The 23684-nt window shown below is 68.6% G+C and carries 13 protein-coding genes and 1 tRNA gene; 5 read left to right on the forward strand and 9 right to left on the reverse strand.

All coding sequences use genetic code 11. From position 1 onward, the window contains the following. The gene (gene zwf, locus D0Z60_RS08585; protein WP_118857854.1) at nt 1-1464 is read right to left on the reverse strand and encodes a glucose-6-phosphate dehydrogenase; all 1464 of its coding nucleotides are present in this window, start codon (nt 1462-1464) and stop codon (nt 1-3) included. 8 nt (nt 1465-1472) lie between these two features. Here zwf and D0Z60_RS08590 point away from each other — a divergent pair, with 8 nt between their 5' ends. Further along, nucleotides 1473-2465 carry a glucokinase gene (locus D0Z60_RS08590; RefSeq protein WP_118857855.1) on the forward strand — a complete coding sequence of 331 codons (993 nt, stop codon included), beginning with the start codon at nt 1473-1475 and terminating at the stop codon, nt 2463-2465. Here the strand turns inward: D0Z60_RS08590 and D0Z60_RS08595 are convergent. Both D0Z60_RS08595 and D0Z60_RS08600 read right to left on the reverse strand, forming a co-directional pair. Continuing rightward, a complete protein-coding gene (locus D0Z60_RS08595; protein WP_162888164.1) occupies nt 2420-4612 on the reverse strand; it encodes an outer membrane beta-barrel family protein in 2193 nt (730 codons plus the stop codon). The two genes, D0Z60_RS08590 and D0Z60_RS08595, sit on opposite strands and share 46 nt — an antisense overlap. A gap of 263 nt (nt 4613-4875) precedes the next feature. Continuing rightward, nucleotides 4876-9696 carry a hypothetical protein gene (locus D0Z60_RS08600; RefSeq protein ID WP_118857857.1) on the reverse strand — a complete coding sequence of 1607 codons (4821 nt, stop codon included), beginning with the start codon at nt 9694-9696 and terminating at the stop codon, nt 4876-4878. Between the two features lie 253 nt (nt 9697-9949). On the opposite strand from D0Z60_RS08600, the gene D0Z60_RS08605 reads away from it, so the two are divergent. Beyond that, complete coding sequence (locus D0Z60_RS08605; protein WP_162888165.1) at nt 9950-10876, forward strand: winged helix-turn-helix domain-containing protein; 927 nt, start codon at nt 9950-9952, stop codon at nt 10874-10876. 39 nt (nt 10877-10915) lie between these two features. Here D0Z60_RS08605 and D0Z60_RS08610 read toward each other — a convergent pair. Continuing rightward, nucleotides 10916-10991 (reverse strand) — tRNA-Thr (locus D0Z60_RS08610). Between the two features lie 159 nt (nt 10992-11150). Here D0Z60_RS08610 and D0Z60_RS08615 point away from each other — a divergent pair. The 3 genes from D0Z60_RS08615 (at nt 11151) to D0Z60_RS08625 (ending at nt 17951) form a co-directional block, all read left to right on the forward strand. Continuing rightward, nucleotides 11151-12392: a PAS domain-containing protein gene (locus tag D0Z60_RS08615; protein ID WP_118857859.1), complete on the forward strand. Its 1242-nt coding sequence runs from the start codon at nt 11151-11153 to the stop codon at nt 12390-12392. An 82-nt stretch (nt 12393-12474) separates the two neighbouring features. Continuing rightward, entirely contained in the window at nt 12475-17103 is a 4629-nt protein-coding gene (locus tag D0Z60_RS08620; protein WP_118858516.1) for an NAD-glutamate dehydrogenase, read from the forward strand. Continuing rightward, nucleotides 17100-17951, forward strand: coding sequence for an ATP-grasp domain-containing protein (locus tag D0Z60_RS08625; protein ID WP_118857860.1), 852 nt, complete (start codon nt 17100-17102; stop codon nt 17949-17951). Before D0Z60_RS08620 ends, D0Z60_RS08625 begins: the two co-directional genes overlap by 4 nt. On the opposite strand, the gene D0Z60_RS08630 is transcribed toward D0Z60_RS08625, so the two are convergent. From D0Z60_RS08630 to D0Z60_RS08650, 5 genes are read right to left on the reverse strand one after another with little or no spacing between them, the layout of a single operon-like run. Next, entirely contained in the window at nt 17913-18164 is a 252-nt protein-coding gene (locus tag D0Z60_RS08630; RefSeq protein ID WP_420822784.1) for a ribbon-helix-helix domain-containing protein, read from the reverse strand. The genes D0Z60_RS08625 and D0Z60_RS08630 overlap by 39 nt on opposite strands. Beyond that, nucleotides 18161-18883 (reverse strand): acetoacetyl-CoA reductase, encoded by a 723-nt coding sequence (gene phbB, locus D0Z60_RS08635; protein WP_118857861.1) that lies wholly within the window; start codon nt 18881-18883, stop codon nt 18161-18163. Before phbB ends, D0Z60_RS08630 begins: the two co-directional genes overlap by 4 nt. Before the next feature lie 27 nt (nt 18884-18910). Then, entirely contained in the window at nt 18911-19918 is a 1008-nt protein-coding gene (hemH, locus tag D0Z60_RS08640) for a ferrochelatase (protein WP_118857862.1), read from the reverse strand. Then, entirely contained in the window at nt 19918-22017 is a 2100-nt protein-coding gene (locus D0Z60_RS08645; RefSeq protein WP_240325589.1) for a molybdopterin cofactor-binding domain-containing protein, read from the reverse strand. The genes hemH and D0Z60_RS08645 overlap by 1 nt, the downstream gene beginning before the upstream one ends. Further along, on the reverse strand, nt 22014-23678 hold the full coding sequence (locus tag D0Z60_RS08650) for a class I adenylate-forming enzyme family protein (protein ID WP_118857863.1): 1665 nt from the start codon (nt 23676-23678) through the stop codon (nt 22014-22016). Before D0Z60_RS08650 ends, D0Z60_RS08645 begins: the two co-directional genes overlap by 4 nt. Nucleotides 23679-23684 lie beyond the last annotated feature (6 nt).

The raw sequence follows: 23684 nt of genomic DNA on the forward strand, positions 1-23684 counted from the left end.
TCAATCATGCCAGGCGCGGCCGTCGCGGGCGATCAGTGCAGCCGCCGAATCCGGACCCTTGCTCCCCGCGTCGTAATATTCGGGCACCGCGCCCTGCTCGGCCCAGCAGGCGCGCACCTGGTCGATCCACTGCCACTCGGCCTCGACCTCGTCGCGGCGCACAAACAAGGTCTGGTCGCCCTCGATCAGGTCGAGCAGCAGCCGCTCGTAGGCGATCCGCCGCCGCGGCCCGGCAAACGCGTCGGGCATCGAAATGTCGAGCGGTACTTCCCTGAGCTTGATCCCGCCGCGGTCGAGCCCCGGCTCCTTGGCCATCACCGACAGGTGGATGTTCTCCTGCGGCTGGATGGCGATGATCAGCCGGTTGGGAATGGCGGTTGCGCCGCGCTCGGAGAAGATCGAGTGCGGCACCGCCTTGAACTGGACGACGATCTCGGTCCGCCGCTCGGCCAGCCGTTTGCCGGTGCGCAGGTAGAAGGGCACGCCGGCCCAGCGCCAATTGTCGACCTGCGCCTTCAGCGCGACGAACGTTTCGGTGGCGCTGTCGCGCTTCAATTCGCCATCATAGCCGCGGTACTGGCCGGTGACACCGTCGTCGCAGGTCACCGGGCGGAGCGAGCGCAGCACCTTGACCTTTTCGTCGCGCACCGCGGTCGAATCGAACCGCGACGGCGGCTCCATCGCCACCAGCGCAAGCAATTGCAGGACATGGTTCTGGACCATGTCGCGCAGCGCGCCGACGCCGTCGTAATAGTCGGCGCGGCCTTCCAGCCCGACGGTTTCGGCGACGCTGATCTGGACATGGTCGATGTGGCGCGCATTCCACAGCGGCTCGAACAGCACGTTGGCGAAGCGCAGCGCGAGCAGGTTCTGGACCGTCTCCTTGCCGAGATAATGATCGATCCGGAAAATCCGCTGCTCGGGGAAGGCGGCGGCGACCGCGTCGTTGATCTCGCACGACGAGGCAAGGTCGGTGCCGAGCGGTTTCTCGAGCCCGATCCGGGCCTTGTCGTGCGCGAGGCCCGCGGCCTTCAGCCCGGCGATGGTCGGCTCGAACAGGCTCGGCGCGGTCGACAGGAAGATCGCCAGCTCGCCCGCCCCGCCGCCGAGCCGCGCGGCCAATTGGTCGAAGCCCGCCTGCCCGCCTTGGATGTCGAGCGATTGATAGGAGATGCGCTCGAGGAACCCGGGCAGATTGTCGGCCGTCCGCTCGCTTTCCGAAAGGTGCTCGCGAACCGCCTTCTCGGCCATCGCGCGGTAGCCCGCGTCGTCCAGCTCGGAGCGGGAAGTCGCAAGGATTTCAATGTCTTGGCCGAGCAGGCCGTCGTCATGCAGGGCAAAAAGCGAGGGCAGCAGCATGCGCCGCGCAAGGTCCCCGGTCGCACCGAACAGCAACACCGCCTTGGAAACCACTGCTGTCTCCTTTCCCCTCGGACTAGTCAGCCGCCGCCCCGCCGTCCACATTGCCGGTGATGACCCGCACCATCGCTGTCGCCGACATCGGCGGGACCAACGCCCGCTTCGCCCTCGCCACCATCGCCGGCCGCGACGTGCTGTCGGTCGGCGAGCCGGTCACGCTCGGCACTTCCGACCATCCGACCTTCGCCGACGCCTGGACCGACTTCGCCCGCCGCAGCCCCGGCGCCGAACCCGACGCGCTCGGCCTCGCCTTCGCTGGACCGGTCGACGGCGGCGACATCAAGCTGACCAACAACGACTGGCGGATCGACCGCGCCTCCCTTGCCGAGCTAGGCATCGACCATGCGGTGATCGTCAACGACTTCGAGGCGGTCGCCAACGCCGTGGCGACGCTCGATGACGAATGGTTCGCACCCCTCGCCGGCCCGCCCGGACCGTTGCCCCGCCACGGGGTCACCACCATCCTCGGCCCCGGCACCGGCCTTGGCGTCGCGATAGTCGCGCATGGCGGTGACGGCGCGTGGCAGGCGATCGCCACCGAAGGCGGCCATATCGGCTTCGCGCCCGACGACGCGGTCGAAGACCGGTTGGTCCAAGAGTTGCGCCCGCAGTTCGGCCGGGTCAGCGCCGAACGCGTCGCAAGCGGCCCAGCGCTCGCCGACCTCCACCGCATGCTGACCGGCAATGAGGCCGAGCACCGCGACCTGTGGCAGTCGGTCCTCGCAGGCGAGAACGGCGCAGTCGCCGCGACCTTCGACCGCTGGTGCGCGATCCTCGGTTCGGTTGCAGGCGATCTGGCGCTGGCACAGGGCGCGAGCGGTGTCGTGCTTGCCGGCGGGCTCGGCTACCGGCTTCGCGACCGGTTGCCGAACTCCGCCTTCGCCGCGCGCTTTGCTGCCAAGCCGCCCTATGAGCAGCGCATGGCGGCAGTTCCGGTGCGGATGCTGACGCAGCCCCAGCCGGGCCTGTTCGGCGCCGCGGTGGCGTTCGCGCGCAGCCCTTATTGCGGGATCGGCGATCCTCCGGACTCAAACTCGATCCCTTGATCAGGCCGCCGCCGGCCGCCAGCGCCGAGGTTGTAGGTGAGGCCGAACAGCAGCGTCCGCCCCGGCCCCTCGGTCACGATCTTCTCGCGGAAGCCGTTGGTATCGACCTTGGTCACCGAGCGCGCGCTGCTCAGCAGGTCCTGGGCGGTGGCGAGCAGGCTGAGCCTGTCGTTGATCTTGCGCCGATAGCCCGCGTTCACCACCCCGCCACCATCGCGATAACCCTGCGGCAGCAGTTGGCGGCCCGAGTAAATCGCACCGAGCTGGAAGAAATCCTTGGTCGTCGGCTGCCAGTTGAAAGAGGCGCGAGCGTTCCCACTGGTGCCCGAGCGGCCGACCGGAAACGACAGTCCCGCCGGCTCGATTTCGTGGTGGAACAGCGTTGCCGACAAATTGTAGCCAAGCGTCTTGCCAAACTTGCCGTTGGCGATCGCCTCCACCCCGTAACGCTTGGACCGCGCAAGATTGGCTCGGGTGGTGAGGAGGATGCCGTCGCCGAGCTCGTCGATGATATCCGTCACGCCATCACGCGAACTGCGGTAGAAGGCGGTCATCGAATAGAAGCCGCCTCCCTTGCGATAGGTCCAGCCGAGCTCGAACGCATCCGTCACCTCGGGCCCAAGGAAAGGATTGCCGCGCCGAAAATTCTGCGGGTCGACGTAGGTCAGATAGGGGTTGAGATCCTGCGCCCCGGGTCGCTGGATGCGACGGCTGTAGCTGGCGCGGAGCCGCTGCGTCTCGCTTAGCGCGTAGCCGAGGTGAATGGTTGGATAGAGACGCACATACTCGTTCTCGACCGCGCCGTCGGGCGTCTTGGGGTCGATTTCATACTGTGCCTGCTCGAGCCGGAGCCCGGGCTGGAGCTCGAGCTTGCCGAGCGAGAAGGTGGTCGTCGCGTAGAGTGCGTGGACCGTCTGGTCGTAGGAAAAATCGTTGTTCAGTCCAGCGATCGGAAGCAGCAGATCGAGCGCAGGTCCGCGCTCGCCGTCGAAGCTGAAGTCGCTGCGCTCGCTGGCGAGTTCATATCCCAGGTTCAGCGACGAGCCTTTGCCGAGCGGACGCTTGTAGTCGACCTTGCCGCCGAGGCCGCGGCGGTCGAACCGGTTTCCGATCCGCTCGAACGTCGGCGCACCGCTCGCCCCGCCGGGACGGCTGATGCCGTCGAAGTCGCGATCGAAGCGCATCCGGTCGATCTCGATGTCGGCAACCAGTTCATGATCATCGCCCGGCAACTTTTTGCGCCATGACCCCTCGAACGACACCATCCTGCCGCCACCGCCGCTGTCGGAGGTCCGCTCAAGGAGGTCGCCCGGATTGGGACCAAGAATGGTGTCGTCGCGCTCGCCGTCGATCCAGAAGCGGCGAAGGCTGATGTCGCCGCTCAGCCGGCTGGTCTTGGTGAGATCGTACTCGACTCCGAGCCGGCCGCTGGTGGCGGTGAACACATTATCGGTCTCGGCGCTTTGGCGAACCACCTCGGTCAGTCCGGTGAGCGCGTTGACGCCCTGCCGAGTGCGCTCCACCCGGCCGTCGTTCGGGAAGCGGCGGGCGCCGAGTTCGCCCGAGACGGTGAGACCGCCCTTGGTGATCGCGCCCGACGCGTTGGCGCCGACCTGACCGTTGAGCCCGCCGATCGCGCGCAGCGTGGCCCAGCGGCTGCCGGCCTGATTCTTCTTGGTCACCAGATTGATGATCCCGCCCGATCCTTCGGGGCTGAACGCCGCCGAGGGATTGGTAATGACCTCGACCCGCTCGATCCGGGTCGCCGGTGTCGACTGCAGATAATCGGCGCGCGATTCGCCCTGGAGCACCGCCGACGGCCGGCCGTCGATCAGGATCTGGACACCCGGGTCGCCGCGCAGGCTGACCCGGCCCTGAAGGTCGACTTCGACGCCCGGCACGTTGCGCAGGGCGTCGGCGAGGGTCCCGGTCTGCGCCTGAAGGTCGTTGGCAATGCTGAAGCTTAGCCGGTCGGGCTTGGCGATGACGTCGGCGCGGGTGCCGGTCACGACGACTTCCTCGGCCTTGGCTTCGGGCTTGGCAGGCGGCGTCTGCCGCGCGGCAGGACGCTGCTGCGCAAGCGCCGGGGCGGCTGGCAGCGAAAGCAGCAGCAGGCTGCAGGCGGAGGTGAGCAGGGACGCTTTCATGATACGCTTTCGATCCTTGTGACGCGCGCCAGTTTGGCGGCAGGTGAGCGGTTCTGGACCGGCCACCGGCCGCTGGTCATGAGCGGCGCGTGAGGAATGAGTGAACAGGGTGAGCATTCGCCGCAGGGCGCCGCTCGACGGCAAGCGCAATCCGCCCGGCGGCAGCGCCGGTTCGACGAAGAGCAGAAATCCGCGACTCTGGGAGAGGGCGCCCGCAGGCTATTCCTCTCCTAGCGAGGAGCCGTCGCAACGGCCCGAGCGAGTCAGAAGCGCAGCGAGAACGCCATCGCGAGAGCGTGGTCGCTTTGCTGATCGCCGAGCAGCGCTCGGTAGTTCACGCTCCAGCCAAGCGCTCCGGCGGCAGCCGTGACTCCGGCGTCGAGACGAAGCGCGCGGCGATTGAGCGGCGCTCCGGCGATCGCAAATGAGTCCGAGCCACTCGCGAAGCGCGCCGTCCGGTCGTTCGACACGTCGCCCCAGGTCGTTTGCGCGGCAACGTCGATCCAGGGCGAGACGCTGAAGCCATCCGCCAGCTCGGCCTTGTGCGCGAGGCGCAGACCGAGTTCGCCGCGATGGATGGTGCGTGTGTCCGCCGTGAGACTCAGCGCCGAGGCTCCGCCGCTTTCGTCGATTGCCGACAGCCGGACCCGATCGTGGCTGTAATTGGCGTGCGCCGCGAGCGTGGTGCGCCCGGTGAGCAGCGCATATTGGCCGCGCATAGTCAGGCGCTGCAGGTCAATTTCGCCGCGCGCGACATTGGTCTCGGCGAATCCGTCGAAGGCGACCTGCCGGCTAAGGTCGAGGTCGGAATGGGCAGTACGCGCCGACAGCCCGAGCTGGAACCGGCCCAATTGCGCGCCGACCGCCGCCTCGATGAAGTTCGTGTGTATGGCCGCCGCTGACGCTTCGTCGGCCACTCGGTCGGATCGCTCGCCCGCGACCAGCATCGCCGAGAGCGGGCCGACGCGGAGCTGCTGCCCGTAGGCCGCGCCGGCGGCGACCGGGCGAAGCGCGCTCCGATAGGCGAACAGGCCGGGCGAGCCTTGCGCGAGGGCCGACCAGGTGACGCCCTCGTCCGCGCCCAGCAGCAGTCGCTCCGACAGGCCCGTCGCAGAGCTCCCGAGCGCCGCGAATGCATTTGACGCGCCAAGCTGCGACTGACCGAGCACCGCTGTGTAGACCGAGCTGGTGCCGCCGAGCCCCTCGACCGCGCTTGCAACCTGGAAGGTCGACACCGTGCTGGCGGCGGTAAAGCGCTTGGAATTGCGCACCAGATTGAGCGTGACCGAATTGGCGCCGTGGACCAGCGACGGCGCGAGGAAGGCAAGGTCGGTGGTGACTCCCGAGAATTGGCCGGTGATCCCGCCCGTCGCGGTCAGGATCGAGAAGGTCGTGGTCGGGGCATAATTGCCGTTCCGCGCGGCGACCGACACCGCGACGTTGCTGCCGATCGTGGCCGTGCCGGTGATTGCGAGCTGGTCGGCGGTCCGCGTGCTGGCGTCGACTTGGAATTTGGCGCCGGACGAGAAGGCGACGTTGCCGTTGACCCGCAGCGTGCCGATGCCGCTGCCGGGAGCGAGCGTGCCGCCGCCGGCGACCGAGATCGATCCGTTGACGGTGCCGCTGCCGGTAAGCCGACCGAGCGAGCTGACCCCGACACTGCCGCCGATCGAACCGTCGACCGCGAGCGTCCCGGCGCCGATCTGGATGCTGGTGAAATTGCCGGCCGCGCCGGAGGCGGTCCAGTAGCCGGAAGCCACGCCGAGCGTCTCGAAATTGGCGAAGCTGCCGATCACCTCGCCGCCGCCGGCCTTGGTGCCCTTGCCGGTGAGGGTCACGCTGTCGGTTCCGGCGCCGCCGTCGACTGCGCCGCTGATCAGGGAGCCGGTCGACAGCTGGACGCTGTCGTTGCCCGAGCCCAGCTGGACGGCAGTCGCGCCGGTGCCGGAAATGACGCCCGAATTGACGAGACTGACCGCGCCGGGGCCGGTCGAGCCGACCGCGGCCCCCGTCGAGCTGGTAATGGCGCCGCTGTTGGTGAGCGTCGCACCGGCGAGCGCGTTGAAGCTGACCCCGCCATCGATCGTGCCGCTGTTGGTGACGTCGCCGATCTTGCTTGCGCTGTTCGAGCCGTCCTGAATGTGCACGCCGCCGACGCCGCCGCCGATCGAGCCGGCGTTGACCACGGTGCCGCCATTGCTGAGGATGATCCCGAAGCGCTCGCCCTCGATCGTGCCGCCAGCGAGATTGGTGACGGTGCCGATGCTGGTCAGGCCGCTGATGTCCTGGCCGTTGAGCGCGAACATCGAGATGCCGTCGGCGAAAGCGAACGTCCCGCCGACGCCGCCCGAGACGAGCCCTGAGTTCGTGATCGTGCCGCCGCCGATCAACCGCACGCCGTCATTGTTGACGCCGACGATCTGGCCGCGGTTGGTGACGGTCGAGCCGATCGCCCGCGGCTCGAGCAGGGTCGTTACGGAATTGTAGAAATGGGCGCTTGAAATGCCGAACCCCTCACCCATGATGAGTCCGCTGTTGGCGACCGTCGCCGGTCCGCCCGAGAAAGTGATGCCGGCATCGGGCGGAGCGTCGAACCCGTCATAGGTGCCGGCGGCGTAAATCGAACCGGCATTGTCGACGACCAGCCCCGGGCCCTCGTCGAAGATGCCGCTGGTCGAGCCGTCGATGACGCCGGTGGCGGCGTTGAGGATGGTCAGCGGGGTGCCCGCGCTGTTCCTGATCGCTTCTCCCGCTGAATGGACGATGGTGCCGGAATTGGTGACGCTGGCCGACGCGATCCCGAAGAAGCGAACGCCGCCGTTTACCGTGCCGGAGTTGGTGATCGTTCCGACCTTGCCGCCGCCGCCGATATAATCCTGGATCAGGATGCCGGCCGTCCCGCCGCTGATCGTGCCGGCATTATCGACCGTCCCGCCGTTCCCGAACGTCAGTCCGAAGCGCCAGCCCTCGATCACTCCGCCGGCAAGGTTGGTGACCGTGCCGATGCTGGTCAGCGCGCTGACGTCCTGGTCGGTGAGCGAGAAGATGGAGATGCCGTCGGCGAACGCGAAGCTGCCGTTGGCGCCGCCCGAGATCAGCCCCGAATTGGTCACCGCGCCGCCACCGATCAGCCGTACGCCGTCGTCGCCGATGCCGACGATGTCGCCGCTGTTGGTGATGCTCGAGCCGATCGACCGCGGCGCGAGCAGGCCGGTCGTCGCATTGTAGTAGTGCAGGCTGGTGATGCCGAAGCCTTCGCCGGTGATCAGCCCGGTGTTGACGATCGTCGCCGGGCCGCCGTCGAACGCGATTCCGCCGTCGGGCGTCGCGCCGTAGCCGTCGTAGGTGCCGGCCCCATAAATCGTTCCGGCATTGGTCACGGAAAAAGTGGCACCGCGCGCGAAAATCCCGCTGGTCAGACCCTCTATCACTCCGGTCGGATCATTGTTGACGCTGATCGGGCCCGCGCCGCGGACCGCCGCGCCGTCCGTAAGCGAGCTGACCGTGCCGCTGTTGTCCAGCGATCCGCTGCTGGCGCCGAAATCGATGAAGCCGTTGATCGCGCCGCTATTGTTGACCGACGCAGTGGCGAGGCCGTTGAACCCGACAGCGCCGTTGAGCGTGCCGCTGTTGACGACCGTGCCCGTCCGGCCGGGATCGAACGACTGGGCCTGCATGTAGATCGAGCCGGAATTGCCGCTGATCGTGCCGGCATTATCGACCGTTCCGCCATTGCTGAGAATGATCCCATTGCGATTGCCCTCGATCACTCCGCCGGCGAGGTTGGTGACGCTGCCGATTACGGCAAAGCTCGTCAGATCCTGCCCGTCGAACGAGAACATCGAGACGCCGTCGGCGCCGGTCGAGACGCGCCCCGAGATATATCCGCTGTTGACAACCGAGCCGCCGCCGATCAGCCGCACGCCGTCATTGTTGTCGCCGATGATCGAGCCGCTGTTGACCACCTCGCTGCCGATCGCGCGGCCTTCATTCTGATTGGTAATCGGGTTGAAATAGAAGGACGTGCTGATTCCGAACTGGGCGCCGGAGATGCTGCCGCTGTTCGTGATTTCGGCCGGCCCGCCGGTGATGACCACGCCGCCATCCGTATTGAGCACACCGTTATTGCCGCCATTGCCGCGCAATGTGCCGGCATTGGTGATCGTTGCCGACGCGCCCTCGACAAGGATCGCTTCGCTCGAGCCCTGGATCACGCCGGTCGCGCTGTTGTCGACCGTCAGCGGGCTGATGCCGCGGACGCCCGAACCGTTGGCCGCGATGATCGTGCCGCTATTGTCGAGAGTGCCCGACGCCAGGCCATTGAAACTGACGGCGCCGTTGATCGTCCCGCTATTGGTGACCAGTCCGGCACGGCCCGGGTCGAACGACTGGGCTTGAATGACGATTCCGCTCGACGCGCCGCTGATCGCGCCGGCGTTCTCGACTGTCCCACCATTGCTGAGAATGATCCCGAAGCGATTGCCCTCGATCACACCCGAGGCAAGGTTGGTGACGGTGCCGATGACCGTAAAACCGCTGAGGTCCTGCCCCTCGAAGGAGAACATCGATATGCCGTCCGCGCCGCTGCCGACGCGACCGGCGATGTAGCCGCTGTTGACGACGTCGCCACCGCCGATGAAGCGCACGCCGTCGTCGCTATCGCCGATGATCGACCCGCTGTTGGTCAGGCTTGAGCCGATCGCGCGCCCGTCCCAGACCGGATTGTTGGGATCGGCGAAACTGGTGAAGAAATAGAAGCTGCTGATCCCGAACCGTGCGCCCGAGATGGTACCGGTATTCGTGATGTTCGCCGGGCCGCCCTTGAACGCCACGCCGGCGTCGGTGTTGCTCGTGAACGCATTCAGTCCGTTGCCGCGAATGCTCCCGTTATTGGTGAGGTTGAGCTCGGTCCCGTCGGAATAGACACCGGATTTATCCCCGGTGATGCTGTCGCCGGCCGCAATCGTCACCGGCGTCGGATCGCTGCTCACGACGCCGTGGATGTCGGCGAGCGCCGGTGCAGCAGACAGCGCGGTCAGTGCAGATGCCGCCAACAAGCGCGCATTGGTTCGGATGTTCGGCATGTCACCCCCCTGTTCCGGACGATGGCGCACCAAGCGTGGCTCGACTCGCCCATGTAATTAATTTTGCGTTAATTGGCTCTGTGAGGTCATGAAGGTGTCCTGAAGAATTTCTGAAGGTTGGTGATTGCCGCAGGGCAGCAACAGCGATCACGTTCCGAACTTTGGGGAGCATGCGCGAGCACTCGCAATCATTCTTGCCAAACAGATGGTCACTGTGATGAATGCGCGCTGGTGCCATTTAACGAGTCCGCGAATGGTCGACCCCAGGGGGGATGACGAGATTGGTGGCCACCGCCGCTGGAGTTTTGCGGGGTGCGTGTTCGACGAGGCCCAATGGTCGCTGACGGTCGCTGGTCGCCGTGTGCCCGTTGAGGCGAAGCCGCTGGCGATGCTGCGTTACCTGCTGCTTCGGGCCGGCGAGACGGTGTCAAAGGACGAACTGCTCGATACTATTTGGCCGAACGTAACCGTCGTCGAAGCCTCGCTCACGACCGCGGTGCGCAAGCTTCGGCTTGCACTCGGTAACGAGGACATCGTCGAGACAGTGTCGGGAATTGGCTACCGTCTTGCGGTCCCGGTCGAGTTGGAGATCCGGCGCGGCGGCAACGCCGCGGACGGTTTTGACGCCAAATCGGTCGTTGACCCTTCACACCGCCCCTGGGGGCAGCGGTCGATTTGGATCGGCGCGGCGATTGTCCTGTTGGTGATCGCGCTTGCCGTGGCGTGGGGGAGGCCGCGCAACCGGGCCGCTTCGGACGTCCGCACACCCTCCGCGCCCGAAGTTGCCGACGCTCTTCGCGAGCTCGATGTTGCGGCCGTCAAGCGGCTGGTCGCGGCCGGCTGGGACCCCGCCCGGCCGTGGGACAAGGAGGGCAATGACGCGCTGACCATCCTGCTCAATCAATGCGAATGGGACCGCGCCCACGACCGGCGCAAGATGCTCCTGATCGCGCGCATGCTGATCGAGGGCGGCGCGCCGATCGACCGGCGCAACGTGTGGGGCGATACCGCCTACAGCATCGCCAAGGCGCCGCGTTACTGCGGGCCGGATCATCCGGTCACCCAGATGATCGAGGCGATGTGCTACGGCGGCTCGATGGGGCCGCGGGACCTGTGCCTCGCGACCTACGAGCTGACCGCCGGGCAGCGGCTGGCGCAGGGCCTTCCGCCCAAGGGCTGACCCACTTGGCACGTGCGCCATTGCTGCAGTTGAAAGGGGTGGTGCCGCTTGGGGGACTCGAACCCACGACCCCATCATTACGAATGATGTGCTCTACCAGCTGAGCTAAAGCGGCGTGCCCGCGAGAGTGCGTCGGCAAGCGCGCGGCCTCTAACAGCGGTGGCGGGCGGCGGCAAGCCGGACGGTGCGGAGGGCGCCAACAAACATGCTTAACGCTTTGGTAAGCCGCGCCCTTCATCATTGCCCCCGTCATTGAGCGACGAGTGGGGACGAGATGGACGGTCATTCGGGCTATCCCAGCGAGTATGACGACGCCGCACAAGCGACCGTCGAAGGGTACGATGTCGCCGCCGCGATCGGCGCAGACGAGCGTCGGATGCATGTCCGCGCCTATAATTATTGGGTGTCGCTGCTCGACGGGCGGGACTATCCCTCGATCGAGGACCTCGACCCGGCCAGCATCACCGATTTCGCGCCGAACAGCGTGCTGCTCGACTTCACCGCCGGGCGCGACAATCCCTCGACACCCTACATCGGCGCCGCGATCCGCGCCGAATGCGACATCGGCGACGATGTCCGCGCGATCGACCAGGTGCCGAGCCGCTCCCTGCTGTCCCGGCTGACCGACCACTACCTTCAGATCATCGCCAACCGTGCGCCGATCGGCTTCGAGGCCGAGTTCCTCAACCAGCGCGGCCACAGCATCTGCTATCGCGGCATCCTGATGCCGTTCTCGAGCGACGGCGACACCATCGACTTCATCTACGGCGTCATCAACTGGAAGGACGCCAGCGCCAACGAGGTGGTCCAGCCGGCGGTGGCCGCTCCGGCCCCGCCCCCGACGCCCGAAACGCACATCGCGTGGGACGACGGACCGCTGGCCGAGGCCGAGGAGGAGGAGGTCGCTGCGATCGCGCTCGACGCCGAAGCCGGGCTCGCGGACCGCTTGTGGGCAGCGCGCGAGAGCGCCGATGTCTGCCGCCAGGCCGACGGGCGAAGCCGCGCCGCGCTCTACCGGGCGCTGGCGATGGCTTATGACTTCGCAGTCGCCGCCAAGCGGGTGCCGGAAGACTATGCTGAGATCCTCGCCGACGCCGGCGTGAAGCCGCAGGCGCGGGCGCCGATGACGGCGGTGGTCAAGCTGGTATTCGGGATCGATTACGACAAGGCGCGGCTGACCGAGTTCGCCGCGGCGCTGGCCAATGCCGAGCGCGAGCAGGTCGACTTCGGCGGGTTCGAGGCGTTCGTCGGTGGACACAGCGGTGGTCTCAAAGGACTGGTTGCTGCGGAGCGGGACGCGCGGCGGCCGGAGGGCAAATCCAACAGCCGCGCCGACCAGGCCCGGGCCGAGCTTCGCCGCCGTAACCCCTTGGAATTGGCCGAAGTCAATGGAGACGAGGAGTTCGTGCTGATTGTTTCGCGACGGACGATCGGCGGCGGCACCGGCTATGAGCCGGTCGCGGTAGTCGACGATGCGGCGCTGACCGAGCGCGCAATCCGCCGCGCCGTACGCTAGGGCGACCGACACTCGCTTGTCGTAGCGCCGGACCGGGGTCTATAGGCCCGGGCCGATGACCCCTGACGACATGGTGCAAGAAATGACGGCCACTTCGGGCGCGAACGGGCCGCTCGCCGGCCAGATCAAGCAGGCGCTGCTGACCGGCGCGCTGCCGGGCGAGCTCGACGGCTTCGCCGGAGCCGAGCAGGACGAGGCCGCGGCGCTGGTCGCCGAGGCGGCGGCGACGCGCAAGGCCGGCGATATCGCGATCGAGCTTACCTCCAGCGGCGGCGAGGCCGGCCACCGCCGGATGCGCCTGGCAATCATCAATGACGACATGCCGTTCCTGGTCGATTCGGTCGCCAACGCCATTGCGGCGCGGGGCCTCGTCATCCACCGCCTGCTGCACCCGGTGATCAAGGCCGAGCGCGACGCCAGGGGCAAGCTCGTCGCGATCGGCCGAGGCGAGCCGGAATCGGTCATCTACATCGAGCTCGACCGGGCCGACGCCAAGGCCCGCAACCAGCTTCGCGCCGAACTTCGCGCGGTCCTCGCCGATGTCCGCGCCGCGGTGGCCGACTGGCGCAAGATGCAGCAGCAGATGCGCGACGACGCGGCCACCGCCGACGGCGAGGGCGCTGCGTTACTCAACTGGTTTGCCGACGGCGCAATGACCCTGCTCGGTTACGAGGTCGAGCGCCCGGGCGAGAGCGGCGCCAAGGGCCTCGGCATCTTCCGTTTCCCCGGCGAGCCGACCGACGAGGGCGGCTGCGAGGAAGCGATCCGCTATTTCGAACGCGGCGGCCGGGTGCCGCTGATGGCCAAGGGCGACCGCAAGTCGTCGATCCACCGCCGCGTGCCGCTCGACCTGGTCGTCGTGCCGCTTCGCGAAGGCGAGAAGATCACCGGGGTCGGGGTCCACGTCGGCCTGTGGACCAGCGAGGCGCTTGGCGCCCCGGTCGACGAGGTGCCGGTGCTGCGCACGATCCTCGCCAAGCTCGACGAGCGCTTCGGCTATCACCCGTCCGGCCACAGCGGAAAGGCGCTGCGCCACGCGCTCAACGCGCTTCCGCACGACCTCATCCTCAACCTCGCCACCGATTGCGTCGAGCGGCTGGTGACGGCGGCAATGACGCTGGCCGACCGCCCGCAGCCGATGATTGTGCTGGTCCGCTCGATCCTCCAGGGTCATCTGTTCGCCTTCGTCTGGTTGCCGCGCGACGAGCTCACCACCGACCGCCGGTTGGCGATCGGGGCGATGATCGGCGAAGCGGCGGGCGGGCCGCTGAAGGCGTGGACGGTCGACCTCGGTGACGGCGACCTTGCCCTGCTGCGCTTCACCTACACCATCGACGCCGGCCAGAAATTGCCCGATTCGTCGGCGCTGACCGCGCGCCTCAACGCGATGGTCCGCGGCTATCTGCCGGCGGTTGAGGAGAGCCTGGCGGGCAAGATCGGATCGACCTCGGCGCGCCGCCTGGCGCTGACCTATGGCGAGGCGCTGCCCGAGCCCTATCGCGGCCGCTATCCGGCCGAGGACGCGGCCGAGGATCTGATGCGGCTGGAGGCGCTGTCGGGCCCCGACGAGCGCTCGATCCGCCTCTACCGCCTGCCGACCGACCCGGCCGAGCATCTGCGCCTCAAGCTATACACCCGCGGCGGGCTGGTGCCCTTGTCGGACGTTGTCCCGGTGCTCGAGAATTTCGGGTTCACGGTGATCAAGGAGACGCCGACCAAGCTCGACGGGGTCGCCGCCAACATCCACGAATTCCTGCTGTCGATGCGCGACAAGGCCGGGGTCGACGGGCTGTTCGAGCGCGCTCCGCTGATCGAGAGCGCGATCGGCTGCGTGATGCGCGGCGAGAGCGAGAACGACGATTTCAACAAGCTCATCATCCTCGCCGGCCTGACCCCCGGATCGGCGGTGTGGCTGCGCGCCTGGTTCCGCTATCTGCGCCAGACCGGCGTGTCCTATTCGATCGCCACGGTGGTCGATGCGCTCGGCCGTTCGCCCAAGGCGACGAGGGCGCTGGTGCAATCGTTCAGCGATGCTCACGACCCCGACCTCAAGGGCGACCGCGCAGCGGCGATGGCCAAGTCGGCGGCCGCCTTCACCGACGCGCTGCGCGACGTGCGCGGGATCGACGACGATCGAATCCTGCGCCTGCTGCGATCGGTGGTCGAGGCGACGCTGCGGACCAACGCCTTCGCCCCCCGCGACGGCGAGGCGCTGGCGTTCAAGATCGAATCGGCGCGGGTGCCGTCGCTTCCGGCGCCGCTGCCGTGGCGCGAAATCTGGGTCTATTCGCCGCGGCTCGAGGGCATCCATTTGCGCGGCGGGCCGGTGGCGCGCGGCGGGCTGCGCTGGTCCGACCGGCGCGACGACTTCCGCACCGAGATCCTCGGCCTGATGAAGGCCCAGCTGGTCAAGAATGCGGTGATCGTGCCGACCGGCGCCAAGGGCGGCTTTTACCCCAAGCATTTGCCCAATCCGGCGATCGACCGCGACGCCTGGCTGGCCGAGGGCACCGAGAGCTATCGGATCTTCATCCGCTCGCTGCTGTCGATCACCGACAATATCGTCGACGACAAGGTCGTTCACCCGCCGCGCGTGGTGCGCCACGACGGCGACGATCCCTATTTCGTGGTCGCCGCCGACAAAGGCACGGCGACCTTTTCCGACGTCGCCAATGCGCTCGCCATCGAGCGCGGCTTCTGGCTTGGCGACGCCTTCGCCTCGGGCGGGTCGAACGGCTATGACCACAAGGCGATGGGGATCACCGCCAAGGGCGCGTGGATTTCGGTCCAGCGCCACTTCCTGGAGATGGGCATCGACGTCCAGTCGGAGCCGGTGCGGGTCGCCGGCTGCGGCGACATGTCGGGCGACGTGTTTGGCAACGGCATGCTGCTGTCGCCGGCGATCAAGCTGATCGCCGCGTTCGACCATCGCCACATCTTCATCGATCCCGACCCCAATCCGGCGACCAGCTGGGCCGAGCGCAAGCGGATGTTCGACCTGCCGCGATCGAGCTGGGACGATTACGACCGCGCCGCGCTGTCCAAGGGCGCGATGATCGTCGCGCGCAGCGAGAAGGCAATCAAGCTGACCGCCGAGGCGGCCGCGGCGCTCGGCCTCGAACAGCGCGAGACCGACCCGGTGGCGCTGATCGCGGCGATCCTCAGGAGCCCGGTCGACCTGCTGTGGTTCGGCGGCATCGGCACCTACATCAAGGCGTCGGGCCAGACCCACGCCCAGGTCGGCGACCCGGCCAACGACGGCCTTCGGGTCGATGCCAGTGAGGTGCGCGCCAAGGCCATCGGCGAGGGCGCCAACCTCGCCATCACCCAGGCGGCGCGGATCGAATTCGCGCAGCTGGGCGGGCGCATCAACACCGACTTCATCGACAATTCGGCCGGCGTCGATTGCTCGGACAATGAGGTCAACATCAAGATCCCGCTCAACCGCGAGATGCGCGAGGGGCGGCTCGACGAGGCCAAGCGCAACAAGCTGCTGGCGGCGATGACCGACGAGGTCAGCGAGCTGGTGCTCGAGGACAACCGCCTGCAGAGCCTGGCGCTGTCGATCGCCGAGGCCGGCGGCGCGGCGGCGCTCCCCGAGCATGTCCGGGCCATCGAGCTGCTCGAGGCGAGCGGCCGGCTCGACCGGCGGGTCGAGGGGCTGGCGTCGAGCGACGTGCTGCTGCGGCGGTCGATCGACCAGCGCGGCCTCACCCGCCCCGAGCTGGCGGTGGTGCTGTCGATGGCCAAGATCTCGCTCCAGGATTCGATCGAGAAATTGAAGCTGGCCGACGACCCGCTAATGGAGCCGCAATTGCTGGCGGCCTTCCCGGCGCCGATGGTCAAGGCGCACGGCGACGCCATCCGCCGCCACCGGCTGCGGCACGAGATCGTCGCGACCAAGGTCGCCAACCGAATCGTCAACCGGCTCGGCCCGAGCATTCCGCTCAGCCTGACCGAGGAGGAAAGCGCGACGCTCGGCCAACTGGCGGTCGCGTTCCTCGCCGCCGAGCGCCTGCTCGGGCTCGGCAAATTGTGGGCCGCGATCGAGGACGCCGCAGTGCCCGAGGTGGTCCGGATCGAGCTGTTCCAATCGGCCGCGCGATCGGTCCGCAGCCATGTCTCCGACATCCTGCGCTCGACCGGGGCGGAAACCAGCGTCAGCGAACTGGTCGCGCAGCTCGAGCCGGCGGTGAAGGCGGTTTCGGCCGCGGCGACCAAGCTCATTCGCGCCGAGGTGCGCAACGAGAGCGAGGCGCGGCGCACGCGGCTGGCGGCGCTCGGGGTCGAGGACAAGATCGTCGACGGAATGGTACGGCTGTTCGAGCTCGACGGGGTGTTCGGGATCGCGGCCTTGTCGGCGCGGCGCTCGCTCGACCCGCTGGCGGTGACCCGTGCCTACACCCAATTAGGCGAGGCACTCGGGCTCGACTGGGCGCAGCAGCAGGTCAGCCGCTTCTCGCCCGCCGACCAGTGGGAGCGGCTGCTAGTCGCCGGGCTCGAGCGCGACTTCGAGCAATTGCGGCTTGAATTCCTGTCGCGTTCGCGGGACGGCGACCCGAGCGAGACCGCGACGCGCTGGATCGAGCGGCATTCGGCGCGCATCGCGGCGTTCCGCAAGCTGGTCGACAGCGCCCGCAACGCCGGCGCGGTGACGGCGCCGATGCTCGCCCAGCTGGCGGCTCAGGCGCGCAACCTCCTCGCGCGGTGAGCCGGGTCCACGTCCTCACGCCGGCGCCGGATTATCCGGAAGATTATCGCTGGGCCTATGATGTCGAGGCGGCGGCGCTCGAGGCGGGCGGGTTGGGGGTGGCGCCGGTGCCGTGGACTAGGGCGGGCGCGTTGGGCGCGGGCGATACGGTGCTGCCGCTGGTGGCGTGGGGCTATCATCTCGACGCGCCGCGGTGGCACGCGATGCTCGACCGGCTCGAGGCGAGCGGGGCGAACGTGATCAACTCGGTGCCGGTGCTGCGCTGGAACAGCGACAAGGCCTATCTCGCCGAGCTTGGCGCGGCGGGCGTGCCGACGATCGAATCGCGGGTAGTGGCGGTGCTGGGCGAGGACGACCTCGCCAAGGCGCGGCGCGCGTGGGGCGGCGACATCGTCGTCAAGCCGCCGGTCAGCGCGTCGGCGACCGGGACCTATCGGCTCGGGCCGGACGATCCGCTTCCAGGCGAGCTGGCGGGGCGAGCGGCGATCTTCCAGCCGTTCCTCGAGTCGGTCACCAGCGAGGGCGAATATTCGTTGCTGCTGTTCGACGGCGCATTGAGCCATGCGGTGGTCAAGCGGCCGAAGGACGGCGATTATCGGGTCCAGCCGCACCTCGGCGGGCGCGAGGGACGGTGCGACGCGCCCGAGAGCGCGGTCGAGATCGCGCATGCGGCGCTGGCGGTTGCGCCGGGCGATTGCGCTTATGCGCGGGTCGATTTGGTGCGCGGGCGCGACGGCGGGCTGAAGGTCATCGAGCTGGAGCTGATCGAGCCGTCGTTGTGGCTCCAGCATGCGCCCGACGGCGGGGCGTCATTCGCCGCCGCGATCCGCAGGCGAATTCAGCCATAGCCACTGGCGCAGCGCCGAAGTGAGGTTGGGCGCGGGGCGCGCCGCGATCCGCTCGGAATCGATGCTCGCCACCAGCGCGCTGAGCGGGACCTCGCGAGTCCGCGCCGCCGCTTCGAGCGCTGCCCAGAACATCGGCTCGAGGCTGATCGATGTCTCGTGACCGGAGATGGTCATCGAGCGCTTGGTGGGCGTGCCGTAGTCCGCCACGCTCAATACATGTGCTGGCCGCCGTTGATGCTGAGTGTCGAGCCGGTGATGAAGCCGGCTTCGTCGTCGACCAGGAACGCCACGCCGCGGGCAATTTCCTCGGCCTTGCCGAGGCGGCGGACGGGGATCTTGGCGACGATCTTGCCGAGCACGTCCTCGGGCACGGCGGCGACCATGTCGGTATCGATGTAGCCCGGCGCGATGGCGTTGACGGTGACGTTGGCGCGCGCGCCTTCCTGCGCCAGCGCCTTGGTGAAGCCGTGGATGCCGGACTTGGCGGCGGCATAATTGACCTGGCCGTACTGGCCGGCCTGGCCGTTGATCGAGCCGATGTTGACGATCCGTCCGAAGCCGCGCTCGCTCATTCCGTCGAACACCGCTTTGGCCATGTTGAAGCAGCCGCCGAGATTGGTGTCGATGACGTCCTGCCACTTGGCGCGGTCCATCCGCTTCATGGTCGTATCGCGGGTGATCCCGGCGTTGTTGACGAGCACGTCGACCGGGCCGAGCTCGGCCTCGACCTTGGCGACTCCGGCCATGCAGGCGTCGTAATCGGAAACGTCCCACTTGAAGGCGGGGATGCCGGTACGCTCGGTGAATTCGCGGGCGCGCTCGTCATTGCCGGCGTAGTTCGCCGCCACCTTCATGCCGTTGTTCTTGAGCGCGACGCTGATCGCCTCGCCGATGCCCCTCGTCCCGCCGGTAACGATTGCCACTCGCGCCATGAGATTCTCCCTGCTGTGACGCTACGGTTAGGCCGCCGGCCACCAACCGGCAAGTTCGCGGCGGATGAGGGCGTCGAGCATCTGCATCCCGTGTGGCCGGTCGTTGAGGCATTCGAGCCGCCCGAAATGGGTGCCGCCGGCGGCGAGGAAATCCTCGCGGCCGCGGATGCCCAGTTCCTCGATCGTCTCAAGGCAGTCGGCGGAGAAGCCGGGCGCGGCGATGCCGATCCTGGTCACGCCATCCTTTGGATAGGCCTTGAGCACCGCGTCGGTCGCGGGCTCTAGCCACTTCGCGCGCCCGAAGCGCGACTGGAAGGCGACATCGACCGGCAGCGCCATCCGCTCCGCGACCAGCCGGGCGGTCTTGCGGCAGTGGCAGTGGTAGGGATCGCCCAGCTCCAGCGTGCGCTGCGGCATGCCGTGGAAGCTGAGCAGCAACCGCTGGGGCGCGAAGTCGAGCGCCGCCAATTGCGCCTCGAGATCGGCAACCAGCGCGTCGATGTAGAGCGCGTCGTCGTGATAGGGCGGAAGCGTGCGCAGCGCCGGTTGCCAGCGCAGACCGGCGAGATGGGCGAAGGCGAAGTCGTTGGCGGTCGCTGTCGTCGCCGCGCAATATTGCGGGTAGAGCGGGGCCAGCAGGATGCGCGTCGCGCCGGCCGCGAACAACCGGTCGAGCGCGGCATCGATCGCCGGATTGCCGTAGCGCATCGCCCAGTCGACCAGCACGCTCTCGCCGAGCCGCTGCTGAAGCCCGGCGGCCTGCCGTGCGGTGATTGCGGCAAGCGGCGACCCCTCCTCGGTCCACACCTGGCGATAGGCGTGCGCGCTCTTCTTCGGGCGGGTGGTGAGGATGATCCCGCGCAGGATCGGCTGCCACAGCAGGGGCGGGATCTCGACCACCCGGCGGTCGGACAGGAACTGGCCGAGATAGCGGCGCACCGCGCCGGTCTCGGGCGAATCGGGCGTTCCGAGATTGACCAGCAGCACGCCGACACGCGGCGCGGAGATGGTCGGATGGTCGGCGGGCGGCTGCATCAGGCGGCCATGAGATCGAACGGCAGCGCACGCAAGCGGCGACCGGTGGCGGCGGCGAGCGCATTGGCGAGTGCCGGGGCGAGCACGGTGTGGGCAAGGCCGCTGACCCCGCCGGGCGGGCCGCGGCCGGGGATGAGGTCGACCCGGATTTCGGGAACCTTCAGCGCGGCTTGAAAGCCGGCAGAGCCAAGCCCGCGGGAGACCGGCATTCCGGCGACGACGCGCGGTGCGCGAACCGTCGCGAGCGACAGTGCATGGAGCAGGCCGCCCTCGATCTGCTGGCGCACCAGCCCCGGGTTCACCATCAGTCCGCAATCGACCGCCGCGTAGAGTTTCTCGACCGCGACGCGCTGGTCGCTGCCGATGCCTGCCACCGCGACCAGAGCGATATGCGAGCCGAATGCGCTGACGCAGGCGAGGCCCATCCGGCTGCCCGCGCCGCCGCCGTCCCAGCGCGCGGCATCGGTCGCCGCGACCAGGGTCCGCGCGAGCCGCGCATTGCCGCCGAGCATCCCCATCCGGAAGGCGAGCGGCTCGCGGCCCAGATTGCGCGCCATCTCGTCGACGAAACATTCGTTGGCGAAGGCCGTCAGCGCCGCGCTCCCGCCGCGCATATAGCCGCAGCGGAGTGGCACGTCGGCGGCGACCGAATCGACCCGCAGCGACGGGATGGCGTAGGGCGGGATGGCGCCTTCGAGATCGAGCGCGGCACGCTTGCCGCCGAGCCGTTCGAGCGCCGCTGCCAGGCCCGGCGCGGTGACGAAGCGCGCGCTCCATGCGGCGATGCCGCCCTGCGGCGAGGGCATGGCCGCCATCCTGGCCAGCAGCGGCGGCCGGGGCCGGTCATGGTTGTGCGAGGCATGCGCCGAGACGGTGAGCTGCACCGGCCGCTTGAGCCGCCTGGCGAGCGCAATGGCGATCGGGATGGCATCAGGCTCGACCGCCCGTCCGCCGCTGTCGCCGACCGGCATCGGGTAGAGAATGACCTGGTCGGCATCGACCGCGCCCGCCTTGGCCGCTGCGGCACGCGCCAGGTCGTAGGCCTGGACCGGCGCCCACACTTCCAGCCGTCCGCCGGAAAAGCGTGCCGTCGCAGTCAGCGGCTCGAGCCCGTCATGGGTCGCCGGCGCGATCCGGTAGGTTGCGCCGAGCGCCCGCGCACGGCCGACCGCGGCGTCGAAATCGCCGCGCTCGATCAGCCGCTCGGCATCGCCGTCGCGCATCGCCGCGTCGAGCGCGCGGTCGATCGCCGCCGAATCGGCATCGCCCGGTCCGGAGAAGCGCGGCGCTGCGGCCTTGAGCGCACGCTCCGCCGTCCAGCCGGTCTCGCCGATCGCCGCCAGCCAGCCGCTGTCCGCGACCAGTTCGCGCACTCCAGGCTGCGCCGTCGCGGCGGCGCGGTCGAAACCGGTCAGCTCGCCGCCGTCGGGCGCGAGGCGAGCGGCGGCGAACAGCAGGTCGGGCAGGCGGACATCGCCGGCAAAGCGAAACGCACCAGACGCCTTGGCGCGCCCGTCGAGCCGGGGCAGCGACTGGCCCACCAGTGGCGCATCGAGTTTTCCCGCCGGCCCATCCGCGCTCAGCCGCGCGGCATCCTCGGCCAGCTCGCCGAATGCGGCGCTGTTGCCCGAATGGCGGACGGCTCCATTGCCGACCCGGCACGCCGCGGGGTCGACACCCCAGCGTTCCGCCGCCACGCGCACCAGCAGGCCGCGGGCCGCTTCACCTGCCGCGCGCAGCGGCGCCTCGAACGCGCGCATGCTCGTGGAACCGGCGGTCAGCCGCGTACCGAACAGCGCATTGGCATAGTCGGGCGCGGCCGGCGCGGGCTCGACTGCCACGCGCTCCCAGTCCGCCCCAAGCGCACCCGCCGCAATTTGCGCCAGCGCGGTCCACGCCCCCTGCCCGGTCTCGGCCTGCGGCACGGCGACGGTCACCCGGCCGTCTGGCGCTATCTTGAGATAGGGGCCGAACAATTGCTCGCCGTCCTCGGCCGACAGCGGCGAGCCGCCCGTGCGCGGCCACAGCGCAAAGCCGACGACGAGCCCGACCCCGACTCCGCCGGCGACCAGCAGCGAACGGCGGTCGAGTGCGATCAACGGGCGAATCGTTCCTTGAGCTCGACCCGGTCGATCTTGCCGGTGCCGAGCCGCGGAAGCGGGGCATCGGCGAAATGGAAGGCGGCGGGGATCTTGAAGGCGGCGAGCCGGGTGGCGAGGAGGTCGCGCAGCGCCGCCTCGTCGATGTCGCTTCCGTCGCGGCGGTAGAGCACCGCCACCGGCACTTCGCCGAGCCGCTCGTCGGGCGCTCCGAACACGGCCGCTTCGGCGATCCCGTCGCAGGCGTAGATCGCGGCCTCGACCTCGGCCGCGCTGATGTTCTCGCCGCCGCGAATGATGATGTCCTTCTTGCGGTCGACGATGAACAGATAACCATCCTCGTCGACGAAGCCGATGTCGCCGGTCCGCAGATAATGGTCGGCGGTAAAGGCTGCTTCGGTCGCCGCCGCGTTGCGCCAATAGCCCTTGATGTTGGCGGCCGAGCGGATCGCCACCTCGCCGCGTTCGCCGGTCGGCAGGTGGCGGTCGCCCTCGCCGAGGATGGCGAGCTCGACATAGGGCGGCTGGGCGCGGCCGGTGGAGGCCGGCTTGGCGGCATAATTGCTCCAGAAGTTGGAGCAGCCGACGGCGTTGGTCTCGGTGAGGCCATAGCCGAGCGCGGGCTGGGCCGCCGGGAATTCCTGCTTCAAGCGCTCGACATGGGCGATCGGCCGCGGCGCCCCGCCGGCGGTGACGTCGGTCAGCGTCGTGAGGTCGTATTTCGCGCGGTCGGGGTGGTTCATCAGCTCGAGGCTCATCGTCGGGACGCCGACGAAATAGGTGATCCTCTCCTGCTCGATCAGCCGCAGCGCCTCGCCCGCGTCCCACTTGGGCATGATCACCATGCCGCGGCCGATGACGAAGCTGTTGAGCATCACCGGAACCTCGCCGGTGACGTGGAACAAAGGCACGCTGAGCAGGGTGCGCGGCGGATTGGCCGGCGGGCGCCCGGCCTTGGTGAGGACACCGAGCAGGACCATCAGCCCCGTCGCGTAAGCATAGACTCCGGTGGTGACCGCGCGGTGCGTCGACAGCGCGCCCTTTGCCTCGCCGGTCGAGCCGGAGGTGAACAGGATGGTGGCGTCGTCGTCCGGGGAAACCTCGGGCAGCTGGGCGGTGAGATCGGCGCCGTCGACGAGCGGGGCGATCGCCTGCTCGACCGGCTGCTCGATCGGCAACGTGACGACGTTCCAGTCGCCGGCCTCGGCGATGCGGCGGGCGCGCGGGGCGTCGGCAATGATCAGCGCGGGCTCGGTCAGCTCGAGCGCGTGGGCGAGCTCGGTGCGCTCCCACCAGCCGTTGATCAGGGTCGCCACCGCCCCGGCCTTGAGCGCCGCCATGTAGCTGACGATCCACGCCGGGCAGTTGCGCATGGCGATGCCGACGCGCTCGCCCTTGGCAATGCCGCGCGCGATCAGCGCATGGGCGAGCTGGTCCGACACCCGGTCGAGATCGGCGAAGGTCAGCCGCTCCTCGCCCGCGACCACCGCCTCGACCGCGCCGTTCAGCGCGCAGAAGGTCTTGAAGAACATCGGCAGGGTCGCCGGGAAATTGGCGACGATCGCGCGGCCGAGGGGGTCGCGCTCGATCACCAGCCTGCCGCCGGGACCGATCACCGCGGCCAGGGTTTCGTCGAACTGACGGTCGAGCTCGCTTGGCAACCCTGT

Source organism: Sphingomonas mesophila, assembly GCF_003499275.1.
Classification (GTDB): Bacteria; Pseudomonadota; Alphaproteobacteria; order Sphingomonadales; family Sphingomonadaceae; genus Sphingomicrobium; species Sphingomicrobium mesophilum.